Annotated in this window: 17 protein-coding genes; 4 read left to right on the forward strand and 13 right to left on the reverse strand. The window is 67.0% G+C overall.

Translation table 11 applies throughout. The features are described from left to right. Positions 1 to 5 precede the first annotated feature (5 nt). The 4 genes from greA to KWG56_RS00235 all read right to left on the reverse strand — a co-directional run bounded on the left by greA (position 6) and on the right by KWG56_RS00235 (position 1,821). Positions 6 to 479 (reverse strand): transcription elongation factor GreA, encoded by a 474-nt coding sequence (gene greA, locus KWG56_RS00220; protein ID WP_201096634.1) that lies wholly within the window; start codon positions 477 to 479, stop codon positions 6 to 8. A 150-nt stretch (positions 480 to 629) separates the two neighbouring features. After that, a complete protein-coding gene (locus KWG56_RS00225) occupies positions 630 to 830 on the reverse strand; it encodes a hypothetical protein (protein WP_219353256.1) in 201 nt (66 codons plus the stop codon). A gap of 53 nt (positions 831 to 883) precedes the next feature. Next, positions 884 to 1,549, reverse strand: coding sequence for a glutathione S-transferase family protein (locus tag KWG56_RS00230; RefSeq protein ID WP_219353257.1), 666 nt, complete (start codon positions 1,547 to 1,549; stop codon positions 884 to 886). A gap of 59 nt (positions 1,550 to 1,608) precedes the next feature. Continuing rightward, positions 1,609 to 1,821 (reverse strand): cysteine protease, encoded by a 213-nt coding sequence (locus tag KWG56_RS00235; protein ID WP_201096638.1) that lies wholly within the window; start codon positions 1,819 to 1,821, stop codon positions 1,609 to 1,611. Positions 1,822 to 1,950: 129 nt separating this feature from the next. Between KWG56_RS00235 and KWG56_RS00240 the strand changes: the two genes are divergently transcribed. Continuing rightward, on the forward strand, positions 1,951 to 3,234 hold the full coding sequence (locus KWG56_RS00240) for a dicarboxylate/amino acid:cation symporter (protein WP_219353258.1): 1,284 nt from the start codon (positions 1,951 to 1,953) through the stop codon (positions 3,232 to 3,234). Here KWG56_RS00240 and KWG56_RS00245 read toward each other — a convergent pair. The 4 genes from KWG56_RS00245 to KWG56_RS00260 form a co-directional block, all read right to left on the reverse strand. Next, positions 3,218 to 3,508 carry a DUF1294 domain-containing protein gene (locus KWG56_RS00245; RefSeq protein ID WP_219353259.1) on the reverse strand — a complete coding sequence of 97 codons (291 nt, stop codon included), beginning with the start codon at positions 3,506 to 3,508 and terminating at the stop codon, positions 3,218 to 3,220. The genes KWG56_RS00240 and KWG56_RS00245 overlap by 17 nt on opposite strands. A 61-nt stretch (positions 3,509 to 3,569) precedes the next feature. Continuing rightward, positions 3,570 to 6,869, reverse strand: coding sequence for a carbamoyl-phosphate synthase large subunit (gene carB, locus KWG56_RS00250; protein WP_219353260.1), 3,300 nt, complete (start codon positions 6,867 to 6,869; stop codon positions 3,570 to 3,572). A 25-nt stretch (positions 6,870 to 6,894) separates the two neighbouring features. Beyond that, positions 6,895 to 7,209, reverse strand: a complete 315-nt coding sequence (locus KWG56_RS00255) for a ribonuclease E inhibitor RraB (RefSeq protein ID WP_236261016.1) — start codon at positions 7,207 to 7,209, stop codon at positions 6,895 to 6,897. A 125-nt stretch (positions 7,210 to 7,334) separates the two neighbouring features. Further along, positions 7,335 to 8,033 carry an HAD family hydrolase gene (locus tag KWG56_RS00260; protein WP_219353261.1) on the reverse strand — a complete coding sequence of 233 codons (699 nt, stop codon included), beginning with the start codon at positions 8,031 to 8,033 and terminating at the stop codon, positions 7,335 to 7,337. 271 nt (positions 8,034 to 8,304) lie between these two features. On the opposite strand from KWG56_RS00260, the gene KWG56_RS00265 reads away from it, so the two are divergent. Further along, a complete protein-coding gene (locus tag KWG56_RS00265) occupies positions 8,305 to 9,435 on the forward strand; it encodes a S41 family peptidase (protein WP_219353262.1) in 1,131 nt (376 codons plus the stop codon). 1 nt (position 9,436) lies between these two features. Here the strand turns inward: KWG56_RS00265 and KWG56_RS18665 are convergent, their stop codons facing one another. From KWG56_RS18665 to tkt, 5 genes are all read right to left on the reverse strand, one after another. Beyond that, positions 9,437 to 9,682 carry a YbdD/YjiX family protein gene (locus KWG56_RS18665; RefSeq protein WP_373274036.1) on the reverse strand — a complete coding sequence of 82 codons (246 nt, stop codon included), beginning with the start codon at positions 9,680 to 9,682 and terminating at the stop codon, positions 9,437 to 9,439. Continuing rightward, on the reverse strand, positions 9,675 to 11,762 hold the full coding sequence (locus tag KWG56_RS00275) for a carbon starvation CstA family protein (RefSeq protein ID WP_219353264.1): 2,088 nt from the start codon (positions 11,760 to 11,762) through the stop codon (positions 9,675 to 9,677). The genes KWG56_RS18665 and KWG56_RS00275 overlap by 8 nt, the downstream gene beginning before the upstream one ends. Positions 11,763 to 11,853: 91 nt before the next feature. Then, positions 11,854 to 13,047, reverse strand: a complete 1,194-nt coding sequence (gene purT / locus KWG56_RS00280) for a formate-dependent phosphoribosylglycinamide formyltransferase (protein ID WP_219353265.1) — start codon at positions 13,045 to 13,047, stop codon at positions 11,854 to 11,856. Between the two features lie 34 nt (positions 13,048 to 13,081). After that, complete coding sequence (locus tag KWG56_RS00285) at positions 13,082 to 13,948, reverse strand: alpha/beta hydrolase (protein WP_244999579.1); 867 nt, start codon at positions 13,946 to 13,948, stop codon at positions 13,082 to 13,084. A gap of 177 nt (positions 13,949 to 14,125) precedes the next feature. Beyond that, positions 14,126 to 16,117 (reverse strand): transketolase, encoded by a 1,992-nt coding sequence (gene tkt / locus KWG56_RS00290; RefSeq protein WP_219353266.1) that lies wholly within the window; start codon positions 16,115 to 16,117, stop codon positions 14,126 to 14,128. A 96-nt stretch (positions 16,118 to 16,213) separates the two neighbouring features. Between tkt and KWG56_RS00295 the strand changes: the two genes are divergently transcribed. Together KWG56_RS00295 and KWG56_RS00300 are read left to right on the forward strand one after the other, a co-directional pair. After that, positions 16,214 to 16,468 (forward strand): hypothetical protein, encoded by a 255-nt coding sequence (locus KWG56_RS00295; RefSeq protein ID WP_219353267.1) that lies wholly within the window; start codon positions 16,214 to 16,216, stop codon positions 16,466 to 16,468. Then, the gene (locus tag KWG56_RS00300) at positions 16,468 to 16,788 is read left to right on the forward strand and encodes a cell division protein ZapA (RefSeq protein WP_201096655.1); all 321 of its coding nucleotides are present in this window, start codon (positions 16,468 to 16,470) and stop codon (positions 16,786 to 16,788) included. The genes KWG56_RS00295 and KWG56_RS00300 overlap by 1 nt, the downstream gene beginning before the upstream one ends. The last annotated feature ends 4 nt before the right edge of the window (positions 16,789 to 16,792 follow it).

The following is a 16,792-nucleotide window of genomic DNA, read 5'->3' on the forward strand; positions in this document are numbered from 1 at the left end:
CGGGCTTATTTCCACTCGACCTTGAGGATTTCGTAGGCCTTGACGCCGCCGGGAGTGTTGACCTCGACCACGTCGCCGACCTCCTTGGAGATCAGGGCGCGGGCGATCGGCGAGGCGATGGAGATCTTGCCCTGCTTCACGTCGGCTTCGTGTTCGCCGACGATCTGATAGCGGCTCTCTTCCTCGGTGTCCTCGTCGACGACCGTGACGGTCGCGCCGAATTTGACCTGGCTGCCCGACAGTTTGGACACGTCGATGACCTGAGCGCGGCTGATCTTGTCCTCGATCTCGGCGATCTGGCCTTCGATCCAGCCCTGGCGTTCCTTGGCCGCATGATACTCGGCGTTTTCAGACAGGTCGCCGTGCTCGCGGGCTTCAGAGATGGCCGCGATGACACTGGGCCTTTCGACCGACTTCAGTTGTTTCAGTTGATCGTCGAGGACGCGATAGCCCTCGCCCGTCATCGGCACTTTTTCCATTGGTGTCGTGATTTTTCTGGTTCGCCCGGAGATAGGAAAGACGCGAATTAAGCACACAAAAGGCCGCGGGGCGGGCGCGGCCGGGCATCGAAAATAGGCCTGATCGCCCTTTAATTCAAGGGCGAGGCCGATCTCGCGGCTGTGGATGGATCAGGCGCGGGCCGAAGGTTCGGCTTTCCGGTCGCGTTTCAGCACGGTTTTGATCAGGCTGTACGCCAGCCAGCCCAGGCCCGCGAGGCCCAGCAGCATGAACAGGCCAGAGGCCAGGGCCGCCCCTGCAGCCATGAAGGCGAGGACGAAAGCGAGGGCGGAGGCCAGCCCCGCGACGATCTGAATGGTTTGAAGGCGCATGGCGTATTAACGCCTTGGCAAGTTTCTGGTTGCGTCAAACAGCCCCACCCAGGTCAGGCATAGGCGTAGGGGCCGCCGCGCTCCAGCGCACGCTGATAGGCGGGGCGCGCATGGATGCGCTGCAGAAACGCCTTCAGCCGGGGTTGATCCGCCACGTCGAAGGCGCGCGTGGCGCCCGCCTCGACAGGAAAGCTCATGATGATGTCGGCGGCGGTGAACTGATCGCCTGCAAACCACTCCGAGCGGGTCAGCTCCGCCTCCCAGAAGCCGACGGCGGCGCGCAGTTGCGGGGCGACCAGGGTGGCGATGGTCTTGTCGGAGACGGCCTTGATAAGGGGGCGGATCAGGCCGGGCACGCGTTTGGGCAGGACGCTGAAGACCAGTGAGAGCAACAGGGGCGGCATGGCCGAACCCTCGGCATAATGCAGCCAGTAGGTGAAGCGGCGGGCGTTCTCGGTGCGCGGGGCCGGGCGCAGGCGGCCTTCGCCATAGGCGTCCAGCAGATATTCGAAGATGGCCCCGGTCTCGGCCACCTTGATGTCGCCGTCCTCGATCACCGGCGATTTGCCCAGCGGATGAATGGCGATCAGTTCAGGCGGGGCCAGGCGGGTGGCGGCGTTTCGCTGATAGCGCACCACCTCATAGGGCAGGCCCAGTTCTTCCAGCAGCCACAACACCCGCTGCGAGCGGCTGTCGTTCAGATGGTGGACCTTGATCATTGAAAGCGCTCCGACGGCATGACGCGACTATCCGCACGCCCGCCGCCGGAGTCGAGCCTTCATCGTGCCGCGCGGCCGCTCCAGCGGGTGCGGGCCGTGGGACGGCCCACAGGGCGAACCGGCGCCTTGGAGCCCTCGCGGTGATTGCGCCAGACCTCATAGGCCAAGGTGGCCAGGGCCAGCTTGCCGGCGTGGCGACCGGCGAGACGGCGTCCACCCTTGGACAGCAGAAGACCGCCGAGAATGGGAACAAGCTTGTGCAGACGAGCCATGGAAATCTCCTTCGGCAGGGATAACGCGCGGAGAGGCTTCGCGTTCGGATCGGCATTGATGTGGGGTGCAGGGGGCGCGGTGAAAAGGTTTCGCGCGCGCACCGTGAAAACCAGTGCTAGCCCTAGGGGATGGCACGCTCACGCTTCACCGCATTCGTCACATCGCTCAGCTTCTTCGTCATTGTGGCGCTGGTGGCGGGCGTCGGCGTGGGGGCGTTCGCGCAGTCGACGGACCTGCCCTGGCTGACCGGGACGCTAGGGGTGATCGAAAGCCTGGGTCAGGTCTGGCTGAATGCGCTGCGGATCACGGTGATGCCGCTGGTGTTCAGCCTGTTGGTCACCGGCATCGTCTCCATCGCGGATGCGGCGGCGACCGGGCGGATCGCGGGGCGGGCGCTGATGGTGTTCGCCGTGCTGCTAGTCGGGGCGACGGTCTATGCGATCCTGGCGGGGCTGGGCCTGCTGGCGATCTGGCCGATAGACCCTGAGGCCGGGCGTGATCTGCTGGCCGGTGTTTCAGCGGATACGGCGGCGACGGTGGGGGCGGCGGCCCATACGGACGGCCTGCGCGCCTTTTTGAACAGTCTGGCGCCGTCCAACCTGATCAAGGCGGCGGCCGATGACGGGGTGCTGGCGGTGGTGGTCTTCGCCGTGGCCTTCGGGTTTGCGGCGACACGGATCAGGACGGACCTGCGTCGTCCGCTGGCGGGCTTCTTCGAGGCGGTGGCCGAGACGATGGTGGTGATCGTCCACTGGGTGCTGCTGGCCGCGCCCTTCGGGGTGTTTGCGCTTGCGCTGGGTGTCGGTCTGCGCGCCGGTCTGGGGGTGGCGGGGACGCTGGCCCATTATGTCGCCATCCTGTGCCTGAGCCAGTTGGGCCTGATCCTGCTGACCTATGTGGTGGCGGTGGTCTGGGGGCGGGTGTCGCTGGGCCGGTTCGCCCGCGCGGTGGCCCCGGCCCAGGTGGTGGCGGTTTCGACCCAGTCGTCGCTGGCCAGCCTGCCGGTGATGATCGAGCGGGCCCGCGACTGGCTGGGCGTGCCCCAGGCGACCGGCGGGCTGGTCCTGCCGCTGGCGGTGGCGGTGTTCCGCATCACCAGCCCGGTCGCCAATCTGGGCGTCTGTCTATACGTGGCCCAGCTGCATGGCATTGAGCTGAGCCTTGGGGTGCTGGTCGGGGGCGGTCTGACGGCCCTGGCCGTGTCCATCGCCTCGGTCGGTCTGCCGGGCCAGGTCAGCTTCTTCGCCAGCGTGGGGCCGATCGCCCTGGCCATGGGCCTGCCGCTGGAGATGCTGCCGCTGCTGCTGGCGGTCGAGGTCATCCCCGACATCTTCCGCACCGTCGGCAATGTCACCGCCGATCTGGCCGTGACGCGCATCGTGCAGGGGCGCGAGACTATAGCCGAAGAATGACGACCAGGGCGGCGGCCAGAAACAGGCCGATGTGCAGCATCAGGACGACCCTCATCCAGGTACGGAACGGCTCCTTGCGCGTCTTGTGACGAACCAGATGCGCGCCGATCCAGGCACCGATGCCGCCGATCAGGACAAACGTCAGAAGTTGGCGCTCAGGAATGCGGCGATACCCCCCGCGCGCCAGCAGTTTGTCCCAGACGAAGGCGGCGAAACCGAGCACTTCGGCCAGCAGAACAACCGTCAGGAGCCAGCGCGGGTCAAAGGACGTCATGTCACTGGCTTCCGTGTCGATCGCAATCGATCAGTGCCGCAAGCCAGTGACGTCATGATTGTCAGGCGTATTCCTGGATCGCCTTCACATCCAGATCACCGGCCTTGATGGCGCCGATGGCCTGGGCCGCCGCAAGCGCGCCTGCGGTGGTGGTGTAATAGGGCATCTTCATCATCAAGGCGGTACGGCGCAGGCTGAAGCTGTCCTGCAGCGACTGCTTGCCCGAGGTGGTATTGAAGACCAGCTGGACCTCGCCGTTCTTCATGGCGTCCACGATGTGCGGGCGGCCTTCCAGCACCTTCTTGACCAGTTTCACCTCAAGCCCCTGTTCGACCAGATAGGCGTGGGTGCCGCCGGTTGCGATCAGGCTGAAGCCTTCGGCCAGCAGGGTCTTGGCCGCATCGACGATGAAGGGCTTGTCCTCGTCCTTGACCGAGATGAAGGCGCAGCCCGAGGTCGGCAGGGTGACGCCGCCGCCGATCTGGGACTTGGCGAAGGCGCGGGCGAAGGCGGGGGCCATGTCGGCCTCGCCCTCACGCTTCCAGTCCAGACCCATGACCTCGCCGGTCGAACGCATTTCCGGGCCCAGGATGGTGTCGACCCCGGCGAAGCGCGCGAACGGGAAGACGGCTTCCTTGACCGCGATATGGTCGTACGGCTTGTCCGTCAGGCCAAAGGACTTCAGCGGCACGCCCGCCATGACCTTGGCGGCGATGGCGGCGATGGGCTGGCCGATGGTCTTGGCCACGAAGGGCGCCGTGCGCGAGGCGCGCGGGTTCACCTCCAGCACGAAGATGCGCGGGTTCTCGCTGTGCGGTTCTTCAATCGCGAACTGCACGTTCATCAGGCCGCGCACCTTCAGGGCCTTGGCCATTTCGGTCGTCTGGCGCTTCAGCTCCGCCACCGTCTCGGCGGACAGCGAATAGGGCGGCATGGAGCAGGCGCTGTCGCCCGAGTGAACCCCGGCTTCCTCGATATGCTCCAGCACGCCCGCCACGAAGACCGTCTCGTCGTCGCACAGGGCGTCCACGTCCACCTCGGTGGCGCGGTTCAGGTAATGGTCGATCAGGACGGGATCATCGCCCGAGACTCGCATGGCCTCATGGACGTAGCGGTCCAGCTGTTCGCGGTCGTGGACGATCATCATGCCGCGTCCGCCCAGGACGTAGGAGGGGCGCAGGACGACCGGATAGCCGACCTCTTCCGCCTTCTGCGCGGCTTCTTCGGCGCTGCGGGCCAGGCCGTTCGGCGGCTGGCGCAGGCCGATGCCCTCCAGCATCTGCTGGAAGCGCTCGCGGTCCTCAGCCAGGTCGATGGAGTCGACGCTGGTGCCCAGCACGGGGATGTTGTCGTCCTGCAGGGCGTGGGCCAGCTTCAGCGGGGTCTGGCCGCCGAACTGCACGACGCAGCCGATCAGTTCGCCCTTGGAGCGTTCGACCTCGATCAGCTCCAGCACATCCTCGGCCGTCAGCGGCTCGAAATACAGGCGGTCGGAGGTGTCGTAGTCGGTCGAGACCGTCTCGGGGTTGCAGTTGACCATGATCGACTCGACGCCGATCTGATCGAAGGCGAAGGCCGCGTGGCAGCAGCAGTAGTCGAATTCGATCCCCTGGCCGATCCGGTTCGGACCGCCGCCCAGGATGATGGCCTTCTTCTTGTCCGACGGCTCGGCTTCGCACTCGGGGATCTGGCCCAGCGCGCCCGTCTCATAGGTCGAATACATATAGGCGGTGGCCGAGGCGAACTCGGCGGCGCAGGTGTCGATGCGCTTGAACACCGGGCGCACGTTCAGGCCGCGACGGGCCAGACGCACGGCCTTCTCGGTCGTGCCGGTCAGTTGCGCCAGACGGGCGTCTGAGAAGCCCTTGGCCTTCAGGCGGCGGAACTCGGTCGGGTCGGACGGCAGGCCCTTGACGCGGACATGGCCTTCCTCGCGCACGATGTCGGCGATCTGGCGCAGGAACCACGGCTCATAGGCGCAGGCCGCGTTGACCTCCTCGACCGTCAGGCCGTGACGGAAGGCCTGGGCGATGACGCGGATGCGGTCGGGCGTGGGAATGCCCAAAGCGCGGACCACGGCGGCGCGGGCGGTCGCATCGTCCGCGGCGCCGGCGACGCCCTCGATCTCGATCTCGTCAAAGCCGGACAGGCCGGTCTCCAGACCGCGCAGGGCCTTCTGCATCGATTCCTGGAAGGTGCGGCCGATGGCCATGACCTCGCCCACCGACTTCATCGAGGTGCCCAGCAGGGGCTCGGAACCCGGATATTTCTCGAAGGCGAAGCGCGGGATCTTGGTGACGACATAGTCGATCGACGGCTCGAACGAAGCGGGCGTGACCTGGGTGATGTCGTTCTGCAGTTCGTCCAGGGTGTAGCCGACCGCCAGGCGCGCCGCGACCTTGGCGATGGGGAAGCCGGTGGCCTTGGACGCCAGGGCGGACGAACGCGACACGCGCGGGTTCATCTCGATCACGACCATGCGGCCGTCGGCAGGGTTGATCGCCCACTGCACGTTCGATCCGCCCGTCTCGACGCCGATCTCGCGCAGGACGTTGATCGAGCCCGTGCGCATCCGCTGGTATTCTTTATCCGTCAGCGTCAGGGCCGGTGCCACGGTGATGCTGTCGCCCGTGTGCACGCCCATCGGATCGACGTTCTCGATCGAGCAGATGATGATGCAGTTGTCCGCCGTGTCGCGGACGACCTCCATCTCGTATTCCTTCCAGCCCAGCACCGACTCTTCGATCAGGACTTCGGTGGTCGGCGACAGGTCCAGACCGCGCGCGACGATCTCGTCGAACTCCTCGCGGTTGAAGGCGATGCCGCCGCCGGTTCCGGCCAGGGTGAAGGATGGGCGGATCACGGCGGGCAGGCCGACGAACTCCAGCCCCTCCAGCGCCTCTTCCATCGAATGGGCGGCCTTGGAGCGCGGGCTTTCCAGACCCAGCTTGTCCATGGCGTCGCGGAACTTCTGGCGGTCCTCGGCCTTGTCGATGACCTCGGCCTTGGCGCCGATCATCTCGACGCCGTGGCGGGTCAGGGCGCCCGATTCATGCAGGGCCAGGGCCGTGTTCAGCGCCGTCTGGCCGCCCATGGTCGGCAGCAGGGCGTCGGGTTTTTCCTTGATGATGATCTTCTCGACCATCTCGGGCGTGATCGGCTCGATATAGGTGGCGTCGGCCACCTCCGGGTCGGTCATGATGGTGGCGGGGTTCGAGTTGACCAGGATGACCCGGTAGCCCTCGGCCTTCAGCGCCTTGCACGCCTGAACGCCGGAATAGTCGAACTCGCACGCCTGGCCGATGACGATCGGGCCTGCGCCGATGATGAGGATGGACTTGATGTCTGTGCGCTTGGGCATCGCCAGCTCTTCTTCTTATTGAACGCTAATGGGTCACGACCGCGCAGTCCCAGCCGTCATAGTCCAGCTGGAAGGCCGCGGCCCAGGTCTGCATCATGGCGGAGGTCGCCGAAAACGACGCTTCGTCCACCGCCATGGTGGTCTCGAGTGTGGTGGAATCGTCGGCGCCGCTGGTCAGGAAGCCCGCGCGTCGCGCGACCTCGTTCAGGTCGCCGTGGTCGCCTTCGCCATAGAAGTAGAAACGCGTGTGACGCGGGGTCACGCCGCTGTCGCCCTGTTCGGCCAGCGCCGCGCGCACCATGGCGTCGCGTTCGTCATGACTGATGTCCGGGGCGAACAAGGGCGGCTTCTTCCTTCGTTGATTACGCGCGCGAGAAGCCCCCGCACAGCATGGCCGTGCGACGTTCGCGTCGGGTTGTCGGTTAAGCGGTCCGTTTAGAGAGGGAGGGGGTAGTCGGCAAGCCTTTATCCGTCGATCGCCTTGATCCAGTCGGGCAGTTCGCCGATGCGGGACAGGGAGACGTAGCGGGGCTCGTTCTCGGGGGCGTCGGCCAGTTCGTGGGCCCAGGTGACGTGGTAGGGGATGTGGACGGCGAAGGCGCCGGCGGCGATGGCGGGCAGGACGTCGGATTTCATCGAGTTTCCGGCCATGACCGCCTCGGCGGCGCCGGTGCCATGTCGGGTGAAGGCGCGCTGATAGGTGGCGCGGTCTTTCTCGGAGACGATCTCGACCGCGCTGAACCGTTCGCCCAGGCCGGAGGCCGCCAGCTTGCGCTCCTGATCCATCAAGTCGCCCTTGGTGATCAGGACCAGACGGTATTTTTCGGACAGTTCGGCGATCACCTCGTCCACGCCGGGCAGGGTCTCGACCGGGTGGGCCAGCATTTCACGACCGGCGGCCAGGATTTCGCGTATGACATGGGGCGGGGCGGCGCCGTTGGTCAACTCCATCGCCGTTTCGATCATCGACAGGGTGAAGCCCTTCACCCCGTAGCCATAGAGGCGAAGATTGCGCTGTTCCGTCTCGGCCAGGCGCGCCTCGATGGTCGCCTCATCGCCATGATCGGCCAGCAGGTCGACGAACCGCGCGTGGGTCAGGCGAAAGATCGTCTCATTGTGCCAGAGGGTGTCGTCGGCATCGAGGCCGACCGTCGTGATGGGCATGATCGTGGTCCGTGATTTCGGCGCCGCTCTTGGCGCGGCCTTGCGGCGAAGGCAAGGCGCGCCCGGCATCGTGACTTGCGGCCCGTTCGGGGTTCGGACAAGGATCGCGGCATGGACGGTCGCCGCTTCCTGAAGGTTTCATGCCTCCTGTCGCTGGCCTTGCTGCTGGCGGCGGGCGGTGTGTCTGCGTCGCCGCAGATGACGGGGGACGACGCGGCCCCTGCGCTTCTCCGACATCGTCCAGCCGCCGCCCAATCGCGATCGCACCCGCATGAACGAGCGGGTGTTCGACCGGGTCTGGAGCGAGGTCCAGCGCGGCTATTACGACCCCGGTCTGCACGGGGTGGACTGGGATGCGGCTAGGGCGCGGTTCCGGCCGCTGGCGGTGGCGGCGACCGATGATCGGACCCTGTACCGGGTCGTCAACGACATGTTGGACCTGCTGGACGACGGCCACGCCGCGGCCAGTCCGCCCGCCGCCGTGCGTCGCCAGGAGGCCATGTTCGAGCGTCGGGCGGTCATGGGGCTGACCCTGATGGCGGGCGAAGACCGCAATGTCTGGACGGTGGAGCGGGTGCGGGCGGGATCACCGGCGGAGACGGCGGGGGTCGAGGTCGGCTGGGTCCTGAACACCGTCGATGGCCGACCGTGGGGGCCGGATGTCGAGGTCTTCGACGGCCGCCCCGTGCAGCTTGTCCTGACTGACGAGACGGGCGCGCGTCGCGAGACGACCCTGACGCCGCGCCTGATGGACGGCCCGCAACCCTTCGTGGCCGACTATTCGCGGCCCGGCGTTCTGGTGCTGAGGATCGAGCAGTTCGATCCGGGGCTGGGCCGCTGGATCGGGCATGAGCTGGATGGCCTGCCTGCCGATGTGAATGTGGTGCTGGACCTGCGCGCCAATCCGGGCGGACGGCTGTGGGAGGCGGAATCGGTGCTGACCTGTTTCCTGCCGCGCGGTCAGGTCTGGGCGACGCGGACGGGGCGGCGCGGCCGGGCGGTGGCTTTGAAGGCGGCGGGCGACTGCGGCGATCACGAGGCCCCGGTCGCCAACCCCGTCGCCGTGCTGGTGGACAAGGGCAGCCGCAGCGCCGCCGAACTGACGCCCGCCGCCCTGCAGGAGGCGGGCCGGGGGATCGTGGTGGGGGAACAGACAATCGGCTCGGTCCTGATCGCCCAGGACACCAATCTGCCGGACGGCGGGCGCTTGACGCTGAGCCGTTCGGACTATGTGACGGCGGGCGGCGTGCGGCTGGAGAAGCGCGGGGTCACGCCGGACATCCTGGCGCCCCGCACGGTGGCGGAACGACGGGCGGGGGAAGACCCGACGCTGGAGGCGGCGATTGCGGCGCTTCAGTCAGCGGATCGGGCGCGCGCCGAAAGCCAGTCCTCGGGCCTCTAGATCAGCAGCATTTGAACGAACCGGAGCCGCCGAAGCGGCGCTGCTCGTGCAGGCGGAAGAAGGCGACCTTGTCCAGCGGGGGCTGGTCCGGGTGGTTGGCCGCCGTATGGGCGACATAGGCGTCATAGTCGGGCTGGCCGATCATGGCGCTGGCGGTCTGGCGGATGCCGCGACCCCAGCGCAGGGCCGTGTCGCGGCACAGGCACAGCAGGTCGTCCTGCGCGGGGGTTTGTGCGGGATCAGGCACGGGCGATGTCCGCGGCTTCATCCGCCGGGGTCAGGTCGTGGGCCTCGGGATACTCACGCGCGGTGGGGCGGTTGTTGCGCCAGGCCTTGCGGCAGGCCAGCACGCCATAGACCACCATCGTGATGACCACGAACAGGAAGCCCGCCGTCAGGGTCGAGTTGACGTAGTCGTTGACGATGATGCGGTGCATGTCGCCTGCGCTCTTGGCCGGGGCGATCAGTTCGCCAGCGCCCAGCGCCTCCTGATATTTTCTGGCGTGGGCCAGGAAGCCGATGCGGACGTCCGGGTGGAACAGCTTCTGGAAGCCGGCGGTCAGTGTGCAGACCAGCAGCCAGGTCGCGGGCAGGATCATGACCCAGGCGAACTTCTCGCGCTTCATCTTGAACAGGACGACCGTGCCCAGGATCAGGGCCACGGCGGCCAGCATCTGGTTGGCGATGCCGAACAGGGGCCACAGGCTGTTGATGCCGCCCAGCGGGTCGATGACGCCGGTGTAGAGGAAATAGCCCCACAGACCGACCGTCAGGGCCGTGGCGACCACATTGGCGCCCCAGGACTTGGTCTCGCGCATCTTGGGCACGGCGACGCCCAGCAGGTCCTGGATCATGAAGCGGCAGACGCGGGTTCCGGCGTCCACTGTGGTCAGGATGAACAGGGCCTCGAACAGGATGGCGAAATGATACCAGAAGCCCATCATCGCCTTGCCGCCGATGACGTTGGACAGGATGTGGGCCATGCCGACGGCCAGGGTCGGGGCGCCGCCCGCGCGTGACAGGATCGAATGCTCGCCCACGTCGCGGGCCAGCTGCTCAAGCTCTCCCGGCGTGATGTGGAAGCCCCACTGGGCCACGGCGGCGGCGGCGGATGCGGCGTCCGTGCCGATGATCGAGGCCGGGCTGTTCATGGCGAAATAGACCGCCGGATCCAGAACCGTGGCGGCGATCAGGGCCATGACGGCGACGAAGCTTTCGCACAGCATGGCGCCATAGCCGATCAACGGGATCTGGTTCTCGTTCTCCAGCAGCTTGGGCGTGGTGCCGGACGAGATCAGGGCGTGGAAGCCGGACACGGCGCCACAGGCGATGGTGATGAACAGGAAGGGGAACAGGGCGCCCGCGAAGACCGGGCCTGTGCCGTCGATGAAGGGGGTGATGGCGGGCATCTGCAGATGCGGCCGGACGATCAGGATGCCGATGGCCAGGGCGACGATGGCGCCGATCTTCAGGAAGGTGGACAGGTAGTCGCGCGGCGCCAGCAGCAGCCAGACCGGAATGACCGAGGCGATGAAGCCATAGACCATCATCAGGATGGCTAGGGTCGGACCCGTCAGTGTGAAGGCCGGACCCCAGTAGGGATCAGCCGCCACATGGCCGCCGCCGACGATGGCCAGCATCAGCAGGACCACGCCGATGACCGACACTTCACCCACGCGGCCGGGCCGCAGAAAGCGGGTGTACAGGCCCATGAAGATGGCGATGGGAATGGTGGCGGCGACGGTGAACGTGCCCCACGGGCTCTCGGCCAGGGCCTTGACCACCACCAGCGCCAGCACCGCCAGAATGATGACCATGATCATCAGGACGCCGACCTGGGCGATGATGCCGGGGATGTTTCCCATCTCGGTGCGGATCATGTCGCCCAGCGACTTGCCGTCGCGGCGGGTGGACATGAACAGGACCATCATGTCCTGAACCGCGCCGGCCAGCACCGCGCCAACCAGGATCCACAGCACGCCGGGCAGATAGCCCATCTGGGCGGCCAGCACCGGCCCGACCAGCGGTCCGGCCCCGGCGATGGCGGCGAAATGGTGCCCGAACAGGACGTTCCTGGGCGTCGGCACATAGTCGAGGCCGTCGTTGCGCCGAACGGCGGGCGTCATCCGCGCCGGGTTCAGCTGCATGACTTTGTTGGCCAGATACCGGGCGTAGAACCGATAGGCGATGGCGTAGGTGCAGACGGCGGCGACCACCATCCAGACCGCACTGATGCTCTCGCCCTTGTGCAGGGCGATAACGCCCAGGGACACCGCACCCAATATGGCGATGGCCCCGAAGATGAGGGGTGTCTTCAACTTGCCCACGTCAGTTCCTCCCGGCCGTCTGGCTGGCGGCCCTGAGCGACTGTGTGAACCATAAGCGGGCGTCGCGCCAATCGACTAAAGTCGAAAAACCTCAGACCCTGACCACCTTCACGCGGCTGGCGGCTTCGCGGGCGCGTTCGCGGGCTTCGTCGGTGCCGGCGCCGCGCGCGGTGGCGACGCCCATGCGGCGGCGCTCGAACGCCTCGGGCTTGCCGAAAAGGCGCAGGTCGGCGGTGGGTACGGACAAGGCTTCGGCGACACCTTCAAAGGCCACGCCCTGGGCCTCCATCCCGCCATAGATGACGGCGCTGGCGGCGGGTTCGCGCAGGGTCACATCGACCGGCAGGCCCAGGATGGCGCGTGCGTGCAGGGCGAACTCGATCTGGGTCTGGCTGGCCAGGGTGACCAGGCCGGTGTCGTGCGGGCGGGGCGAGACCTCGGAGAACCAGACCTGATCGCCCTTGACGAACAACTCCACCCCAAAGACGCCAAGACCGCCCAGCGCTTCCGTCACCTTGCCCGCGATGTCCTGCGCGGCGGCCAGTGCGGCGGGCGTCATCGCCTGCGGCTGCCAGCTTTCGACATAGTCGCCCTTGACCTGGCGATGGCCGATGGGGGCGCAGAAGTCGGTGACGACCGTGCCATCGCGCAGCGAACGCACGGTCAGCAGGGTGATCTCGAAGTCGAAATCGATCCGGCCCTCGACGATGACGCGGGCGCCAGCGACGCGTCCGCCTTCCTGGGCATAGGTCCAGGCGTCGGCGATTTCGTCGGGGTTTTCGACGAAGGACTGGCCCTTGCCCGACGACGACATGACCGGCTTGACGAAGTTGGGATAGCCGACGGCCTCGGCGCCCGCCGCCAGTTCCTCAGCCGAGCCAGCAAAGGCGTAGGGGCTGGTCGGCAAGCCCAGGGTCTCGGCGGCCAGCTTGCGGATGCCCTCGCGGTTCATGGTCAGCTGCACCGCGCGGGCGGTGGGGATGACCACGGCCATGCCGGCGGCTTCGATGTCGGCCAGGACCTCGGTGGCGATGGCTTCGATCTCCGGCACGATGATGTGCGGGGCCTCGGCCATGATGACGCCGTTCAGCACCTGGGGATCGGTCATCGGGATGACGTGGCTGCGGTGGGCCACCTGCATGGCCGGGGCGTTGGGATAGCGGTCCACGGCGATCACCTCGGCGCCCAGCCGCTGCAGCTCGATGGCGACCTCCTTGCCCAGTTCGCCCGAGCCGAGCAGCATCACGCGCACGGCGGTGTCGGAAAGCGGGGTGCCGAGTTTCATGGCGTCAGGCTCCGGGTCGGTTTGAAAGTGCGGCTCATTGCGGGTCCACCGCATAGAGCTGGCGGAAGGCGTCCAGCGCCGCTCCATGATAGATGGTGGCGTGTGTTTCCGTCGGGCGAGGCGTGAAGCTCCAGTGCTCATTCGGCAGGGCGTACTGGCGCAGATTGGCGGTCAGAACATCCATCGGCGCCTGCATCATCTCGCCCTCGTCGCCCAGCGTCAGGATCAGGGTGCGCGGGTCGCCCGAATGGTCACGCAGGTGGGCGCCCGCCTGTCGCGCCAACCGGCCGCCGTCCCACCACAGGCTGGGGCTGACGGCGACATAGGCGTCGAACATCTGCGGCTCTTTCAGGAAGGTCTCGACCACGAACAGGCCTGCCAGAGACTCGCCCATCAGGGCCGTTTCGCCGCTGGTGCGGTAACGGGCGTTGATGAAGGGCTGGACCTCTTCGGACAGGAAGCGGCGGAAACGGTCTGACTGGCCCTGCGTCGGATAGCGGGCGATCAGTTCGGGGTCTTCGGTGGGCAGGGCCAGCTCGTTGCGGCGGTCCACCGAGGCGACGCCTACCACGATGACATCCCGCGTGGTCCCGACGATGGTCCCCAACTGGGCGATGCCCGAGATGTGGTGAAAGTCCTGATCCTGACCGCCGTCCAGGACATAGAGGATGGGATATCGCTCGCGCGACTGGTCATAACCGGGCGGCAGCCAGACGTTGATCTCCCGCGCTGCGCCCATGATGGCCGAGGGCAGGGCGAAGGACTGGCCGATGACGATGGGTGTTTCGACGACCTCGGGTGGTTGAGGCGGGGTATGGGCTGGGGTCTGGGCTTGGGCGGCAGGGGCGAAGTTCGCCGCCATGCCAACAGACAGAAGAAGACCAAGAGCGCCGAATTTCATCGTCTGTTCCACCGTCCCTTCTCCCCTTGCGGGAGAAGGTGGCCCGAAGGGCCGGATGAGGGGTTGGCTGATGCGAATATCGCGGTCGGCGTGACCCCTCACCCGACCGCGCAAGAACGACGGCTTTCGCCGCCGTGCGCGGTCTCCCTCTCCCGCAAGGGGAGAGGGAGACGTGTTTTACAGTCGCGCCTTGACGGCTGCGACCACGGCGTCGGAGGTGATGCCGAACTTCTCGTACAGGACTTCCGCCGGGGCCGAGGCGCCGAAGCTGGACATGCCGATGAAGGCACCGTCTTCGCCGATGAAGCGTTCCCAGCCCTGCTTGATCGCCGCTTCGATGGCGACGCGCACAGTGCCGCGGCCGATGACGGCGGCCTGATAGGCGGCGTCCTGTTGCTCGAACAGTTCGAAACAGGGGACCGAGACGACGCGGGTCGGCGTGCCTTCGGCCTCCAGAACCGATGCGGCGTCTAGCGCCAGGGCCAGTTCCGTGCCGGTGCCGAACAGGGTGACCTTGGCCTCGCCATTGGCGGCCTTGATCTCATAGGCACCCTTGGCCGTCAGATTTTCAGACGAGGCGACCGTGCGGACGGCAGGCGTCTTCTGGCGCGACAGGGCCAGGGCCGACGGGGCGGTCTTGGTCTCCAGCGCAATCTTCCACGCCTCCATCGCCTCGACCGTGTCGGCGGGGCGGAAGACCAGCAGGTTCGGAATGGCGCGCAGGGCGGCCAGATGTTCGACCGGCTGGTGGGTCGGGCCATCTTCGCCCAGACCGATGCTGTCGTGCGTCAGGACGTGGAGGGCGCGCACGCCCATCAGGGCACCCAGGCGGATGGCCGGACGGCTGTAGTCCGAGAAGACCATGAAGGTGCCGCCGTAGGGAATGACGCCCCCGTGCAACGCCAGACCGTTCAGGGCGGCGGCCATGCCGAATTCGCGGATGCCCCAGTTGACGTAGCGGCCTTCATATTTCGGCGCGTCGAGGATCGGCGTGCCCGCGACGAAGGTGTTGTTCGAGCCGGTCAGGTCGGCCGAGCCGCCGATCAGTTCGGGGATGGCGGCGAAGACCTGATCCAGGGCCGCGCCTGACGACTGGCGCGTGGCCTGTGCGGGCTTGGTCTCGATCAGTTCCGCGATCTTGGCGTTCAGCGCATCGAAGGCGCCTTCCGGCAGGTCGCCCTTGATGGCGCGGGTGAAGTCGGCGGCCTTGTCCGAAGCGGCGAGGCGGGCCTCCCACTTCTTGCGGTCCTTGGCGCCGCGACGACCGACCTTGTGCCAGGCGTCGGCGATGTCGGCGGGGATTTCGAACGGGGCGGCGGTCCAGCCCAGCGCCTTGCGCGTGGCTTCGATCTCGGTCGCGCCCAGGGCCGCGCCGTGGGTCTTGTGGCTGCCTTCCATGGTGGCGGCGCCGCGGCCGATCTTGGTCTTGCAGGCGATCAGGGTCGGCTTGTCCTGACGGGTGGCCCACTTCAACGCGGCCTTGATCGCGTCCAGGTCATGGCCGTCGATGGCCTTGACCGCCCAGCCAGCGGCCTTGAAACGGGCCTTCTGGTCGGTGGCGTCGGACAGGCCGACCTTGCCGTCGATGGTGATTTCGTTGTCGTCCCACAGTACGGTCAGCTTGTTCAGCTGATAGCGGCCGGCCAGGGTGATGGCCTCCTGCGACACGCCTTCCATCAGGCAGCCGTCGCCGGCGAAGACCCAGGTGCGGTGGTCGACCAGATCGTCGCCGTATTTGGCGGCCAGGTGACGTTCAGCCAGCGCGAAACCGATCGAGGTGGCCAGACCCTGACCCAGCGGGCCGGTGGTGACCTCGACGCCCGGCATGTGGCCGAACTCCGGGTGGCCAGCGGTCTTCGATCCCCACTGGCGGAAGTTCTCAAGCTCCTGCTTCGTCGCGGCCTTGTAGCCGGTCAGGTGCAGCAGGGCGTAGATCAGCATCGAGCCGTGGCCCGCCGACAGAATGAAGCGGTCGCGGTCGGCCCAGTCGGGGCGCGAGGCGTCAAACTTCAGGAATTTCGAAAACAGCACCGTCGCCACATCGGCCATGCCCATCGGCATGCCGGGGTGACCGGACTTGGCCTTCTCCACGCCGTCCATGGCGAGGACGCGGATGGCGTTCGCCATCTGCTCAGGAGTGGCCTTGGATGCGGCTTTGGCGTCGGTCACTGTGGAGACCTTTCGTCGTGATGCAGAAAATAAGGGGCGCGCCGCTTTACCCCGACGCGTCCTCGGGTTCTATACGCAATTTGTAAGGAGCGACCGATGGCAGACGCCACAACGGCCGCACGGGCCCGCATCGACCGGGCCCTGGCCGGCCTTGAACGCAAAATCCTGGAGTTGAAGGCTCGCACCGCCTCGACCTCGCCCGTCAGCGACGACGACCTTTTCGCGCCACGGGCCGATGGCGCGCGGGTGGCGGAGCTGGAGGCGGCGGGCCGCGAGGCGTCCGACGCCCTGGCGCGCGCCGCTGACGCCGTGCGCGACGTGCTGGCTGAATCCGAAGGGGAGGCCCGCTGATGGCGACCGTGACGGTGGACGTGAACGGCCGCCCCTATGCCGTGGGCTGCGCCGACGGGCAGGAGGAGCGGGTCCGCATCCTGGCCAAACAGTTCGACAACCAGGTGCGCCAGGTGGCCCAGGACGTGGGCCATGTCGGCGATCTGCGGCTGTTTCTGATGTCGGCCCTGATCCTGGCCGACGAACTGCATGAGGCGCGTCTGAACAGCGGCAAGCCGGGCCTTGTTCCGCCTGCCCAACCCGCGCCCTCGACCGATGGCGTGGCCGAGGCCCTGAACGCCGTCGCCGCGCGGATCGAGAAGATCGTCCAGGGAATCTAAGCCC

Source organism: Brevundimonas nasdae, assembly GCF_019395145.1.
GTDB classification, from domain to species: Bacteria; Pseudomonadota; Alphaproteobacteria; order Caulobacterales; family Caulobacteraceae; genus Brevundimonas; species Brevundimonas nasdae.